Source organism: Quadrisphaera sp. DVD1 (assembly GCF_058932755.1).
On record NZ_JBZYWI010000197.1, the window covers coordinates 1 to 4,536 of the forward strand.

A 4,536-nucleotide genomic window follows, 5' to 3' on the forward strand; every position below is an offset into this window, starting at 1 on the left:
TGGACGCCGGGGACCGCGACCGCTGGCTGGCCCGCGCCGGCGGCGGCGCCCCGGACGGCGGGCCGCGCCTGCTGGTGGGCGTCCTGCTGGCCGCGACCGGCGTGGTGCTGCTGGCGCTGCGCGGTGAGGACACCTCGGCCCTGCGTCCGGTGGTGCTCGCCGTGGCCGCGGTGCTGGCCGGCACGGGCCTGCTGCTCGCGCCGTGGGCCGTCCGGTCCGCCGCCGAGCTGCGCGCCGAGCGCGCCGCCCGCGTGCGCGAGGCGGAGCGGGCGGAGCTGGCCGCCCACCTGCACGACTCCGTGCTGCAGACCCTCGCCCTGATCCAGCGCAGCAGCGCCGACCCGGCCGCCGTGACCACCCTCGCTCGCGCCCAGGAGCGCGAGCTGCGCTCGTGGCTCTACGGGGGCGGCCCGGACGCCGGTGGCCGCTCGCTGGCGCCGGCGGTGCGCGTCGAGGTCGCCGCGGTCGAGGAGGCCCACGGGGTGCCGGTGGAGGTGGTCGTCGTCGGCGACCGCCCGCTCGGCCGCCCCGAGGAGGCCCTGGTGCAGGCCCTGCGGGAGGCGGTGCTCAACGCCGTCCGCCACGGCGCCGCCCCGGTGCAGGTCTACGTCGAGGCGGGCCCGTCGGGCGTCGAGGCGTTCGTGCGCGACCACGGCGCGGGCGTCGACCTCGACGCCGTCCCGGCCGACCGCCTCGGCCTGCGCGAGTCGGTGCTGGGCCGGATGGCCCGGGCCGGTGGCAGCGCCGCGGTGCGCCCGGCCCCCGGCGGCGGCACCGAGGTCTCGCTGCGCCTCGTCGGCCCCGCGCAGGAGCCGCGGTGAGCGCGCCCCCGCCGCTGCGGCTCGTGCTCGTCGACGACCACCGCCTCGTGCGCTCCGGCGTCCGCTCCGAGCTCGCCGCGCTGGCCGGGGGCGTGGAGGTGGTCGGCGAGGCCGGGGACGTCGACGAGGCCGTGGCGGTGGTGACCGCCACGGCGCCGGACGTCGTCCTGCTCGACGTCCACCTGCCCGGCGGGGACGGGGGCGGCGGGGCGGAGGTGCTGCGCCGCTGCGCAGGGCTGACCACCGCGGCCGGGGCGCCGGTGCGGGTGCTGGCGCTGAGCGTGTCCGACGCGGCGGACGACGTCATCGCCGTGGTGCGGGCCGGCGCGCGGGGCTACGTCACCAAGACGATCAGCGGGCCGGACCTGCTCGCCGCGCTGCGGCGGATCTCCGACGGCGACGCGGTCTTCTCCCCCCGCCTGGCGGGCTTCGTCCTCGACGCCTTCGGGGCGGCCGCCGGCGACGTCGCCACCACTGACGAGGAGCTCGACCGGCTCTCCGCCCGCGAGCGCGAGGTGATGCGCCTCATCGCGCGCGGCTACGCCTACAAGGAGGTGGCGCGCGAGCTGGTGATCTCGGTCAAGACGGTCGAGACCCACGTGTCGGCGGTGCTGCGCAAGCTGCAGCTGTCCTCCCGCCACGAGCTGACCCGCTGGGCCGCGGACCGCCGGCTGCTGTGAGCGACCGGCCTCAGGGGGCCAGGGCCGCCCACGGCTCGGCGGCGGGCACGTGCGCCTGGCCCACCGGGCAGGCCGGGCGCACGTCGCACCAGGCGCACAGCGACGACGGCGTGGCCGGGAACGCCTCGTCGGGGTCGGCGCCGGCGGCGAGGGCGTCGGTGGCGGCGACGACGTCGCGGGCGATCGACTCGGCCTCGGCGACCTTGCGGGCCAGCGACGCCTCGTCGTGCTCGGCGACGGCCACCGCGCCGCTGGGCACGTGGTGCAGCTCCACCCTGGTGCACGGGCGGCGCAGCGTGCGGGCGGTGGCCACCGCGTACAGGCCCAGGGCCAGGGAGGTGCGCGCGTCGGTGCCGGTGGGCTCGCGCCGGCCGAGCTTGTAGTCGACGACCACCAGCTCGTCGTCGCGGGCGTCGATCCGGTCCACCCGCCCCGAGACGGCGAGCGTGGCGGTGCGGGTGGCCACGGTGCGCTCGACGCCGACGGGCTCGTGCGCCGGGTCCAGCCCCTCGGCGTAGGCGGTGACCGCCGCCACGGCCCGCTCGCAGTGCTCGGCGCTCTGCTCGGCGTCGCGGAACCCGGCGCTGGACCACGAGCCCGGCCAGGCCGCGCGCACCAGCTCGCCGGCGCGCTCGGGGGTGCGGCGGGGCAGCGGCTCGCTCCACCAGCGGGCCAGGGCCAGGTGCACGGCGGCGCCCACGGACGTGTGCGCGGACGCCGGTCCCCGCGGCGGGGAGGGGCGGTCGAGGTAGGTGAGGCGGTAGCGGCGCGGGCAGTCCAGGTGCGTGGTGAGCCGGGTGGGCGTGCACGTGAAGAGCCGGGTCGGCATGCCCGGCAGCAGGCCCTGCTCCGGGCCCTGCTCCCGGGCGCGCCGCGCCGCCGGCGTCACGAGCGGGCCGTCAGCGAGCCGATCGCGGCGGTGCCGGTGCCCTGCCCGAGGATCGCCTCCAGCACCGCCTCGGAGGTGGTGTTCTCGGCGAGCAGGTTGCGCTTGCCGGTCCCGTGGTAGTCGCTGGACCCGGTGACCAGCAGGTCGTGGGCGGCGGCGAAGTCGCGCAGGCGGGCCCGGTCGTCCGGGGTGTGGTCGCGGTGGTCGACCTCCACCCCGGCCATCCCGGCGGCGACCATCTCCTCGAGCAGCTCCACCGTCGCCACGCGGCCGCGGGCGCTGGCGAACGCGTGGGCGATCACCGGGACGCCGCCGGCCGCGCGGACGAGGCGGACGGCCTCGACCGGGTGGGGGGCGCCGTGGTGGAGCACGTACGGCGAGCCGTCGGCCAGGAGGGAGGAGAACGCCTCGTCGCGGTCGCGCACGACGCCGGCGGCGACCAGTGCGTCCGCGACGTGCGGGCGGCCGACCGTGGCGCCCTGCGCGGCCTGGGCCAGGACGTGCTCCCAGGTGATCGGGTAGTCGCGGCCGAGCAGCTCGGCCATGCCGCGGGCGCGGTTCAGGCGGACGTCGCGCGAGCTCGCGAGGGTCGCGGCCAGGGCCTCGTGGCCGGGGTCGTGCAGGTAGCTGAGCAGGTGGATCGTCACGCCGCCGGTGCGGCAGGAGACCTCGGCGCCGGGAAGCAGGAGCAGCCCGGCGCGGTGCGCCTCGCGCCCGGCGGTCTCCCACCCGGCCGTGGTGTCGTGGTCGGTCAGCGCCAGCGCCCGCACCCCGGCCCGAGCGGCCGCGTCCACGAGCCCGGCCGGAGAGTCGGTCCCGTCCGAGGCCGTGGAGTGGGTGTGCAGGTCGACGAGCACGGGCCCAGCCTAGGCGCCACCGCCGACGGCGGCCGGGACCGGATCCCTCAGGCGCCGCCCTCCCGAGCCGCCGGGACGCCGTCCTCGGCCGGGAGCGCGTCGGTCGGAGCCGGGTCGGTGGGCTCCGGCCCGTCGGCGCCGGGGTCTGCGGGCTCCGGGCACGGCGGCTCGGTGGGCTCGGGAGGCCCGTCGGTCCCGGGGTCGGCCGCGACGGGGGCGGTCGCCTCCGGCGCCGGCGCGGCGGGGGTGGCGGCCGGGTCGGCGGGCGCCTCCGCGGTGGGCTCCTCGGGCGCGGGGCAGCCGGGGGCGGGTTCGGTCGGCGCCGGCTCGGTCGGCGCAGGCGTCGTGGGCTCGGTCGGCGCAGGCGTGGTCGGCTCGGTCGGTGCAGGCGTGGTCGGCGCAGGCGTGGTCGGCGCAGGCGTGGTCGGCGCAGGCGTGGTCGGCGCAGGCGTGGTCGGCTCGGTCGGCGCAGGCGTGGTCGGCGCAGGCGTGGTCGGCGCAGGCGTGGTCGGCGCAGGCGTGGTCGGCGCAGGCGTGGTCGGCGCAGGCGTGGTCGGCGCCGGCTCAGTCGGCGCCGGCTCAGTCGGCGCCGGCTCAGTCGGCGCAGGCGCGGGGCTCGCCGGCGCCTGCGCGGCCGGAGCGGTCGTGGGGGGCGCGGCCGGGGCCTGCGCCTGCGGGGCGGCGTCCGGCACCGTGATCGACGCGGGCAGCGGGGAGGGCAGCGGCGCGGGAGCCGGTGCGGGCCGCTGCGGCGCCCGGGTGGGCGGGGTGGCCGGCGCGGGCACGGAGCCGGAGGCGCCCGGCACCGGCGAGACGCCGTCGCGGTAGGCCGCGCCCCAGCTGAGCACCTTCAGGCCGTAGGGCACCGAGCGGTTGTAGCGCATGAGCGCGGCCCGCTGGCCGGCGTCCGTGGCCAGGGCGCCGTCGTGGGCGCCCGAGCACAGGTAGCGCCCGGCGCCGAGGGCGGCGTCGTCGACGTCGTGGGGGTCCTTCCGCCCGTCGCCGTCGCCGTCGGCGGCGAACCCGGCCCAGGTGCCCGGGAGGAACTGCATGGGTCCCACGGCGCGGTCGAACGCGGCGTCGCCGTCGAGGGCGCCGTCGTCGCTGTCGGTGATCCGGGCGGTGCCCGCCAGGGAGCCGTCCAGGCGCGGGCCGAGGATGGACCCGCGCGTGCGGCCGGCGTCGTCCACGCGCCCGCCGCTGGCGTGGCCGGACTCGACCTTGCCGATCCCCGCCAGCACCCACCAGGGCAGGCCGCAGCCGGGGGCGTCGCGGCGCAGGCGCTCCTC

At 79.7% G+C, this 4,536-nt stretch carries 5 protein-coding genes; 2 read left to right on the forward strand and 3 right to left on the reverse strand.

Features of this window, described 5'->3' with window-relative positions; translation table 11 throughout:
- Together AC5FZL_RS15595 and AC5FZL_RS15600 are read left to right on the forward strand one after the other, a co-directional pair.
- On the forward strand, positions 1 to 821 hold an 821-nt coding region (locus tag AC5FZL_RS15595; RefSeq protein WP_493619799.1), incomplete at its 5' end, for a sensor histidine kinase.
- On the forward strand, positions 818 to 1,501 hold the full coding sequence (locus tag AC5FZL_RS15600; RefSeq protein ID WP_493619800.1) for a LuxR C-terminal-related transcriptional regulator: 684 nt from the start codon (positions 818 to 820) through the stop codon (positions 1,499 to 1,501). The genes AC5FZL_RS15595 and AC5FZL_RS15600, both read left to right, overlap by 4 nt.
- Positions 1,502 to 1,511: 10 nt before the next feature.
- Here AC5FZL_RS15600 and AC5FZL_RS15605 read toward each other — a convergent pair whose 3' ends face one another.
- From AC5FZL_RS15605 to AC5FZL_RS15615, 3 genes are all read right to left on the reverse strand, one after another.
- Positions 1,512 to 2,330, reverse strand: a complete 819-nt coding sequence (locus AC5FZL_RS15605; protein ID WP_493619803.1) for a RecB family exonuclease — start codon at positions 2,328 to 2,330, stop codon at positions 1,512 to 1,514.
- A gap of 56 nt (positions 2,331 to 2,386) precedes the next feature.
- Positions 2,387 to 3,247 (reverse strand): PHP domain-containing protein, encoded by an 861-nt coding sequence (locus AC5FZL_RS15610; RefSeq protein ID WP_493619801.1) that lies wholly within the window; start codon positions 3,245 to 3,247, stop codon positions 2,387 to 2,389.
- Positions 3,248 to 3,294: 47 nt separating this feature from the next.
- On the reverse strand, positions 3,295 to 4,536 hold a 1,242-nt coding region (locus tag AC5FZL_RS15615), incomplete at its 5' end, for a lytic transglycosylase domain-containing protein (RefSeq protein WP_493619802.1).

What these genes read in the sequence shown, in the direction of transcription:
- AC5FZL_RS15605 (WP_493619803.1), bottom strand. Translation starts at nt 2,330, where the DNA reads ATGCCGACCCGGCTCTTCACGTGCACGCCCACCCGGCTCACCACGCAC.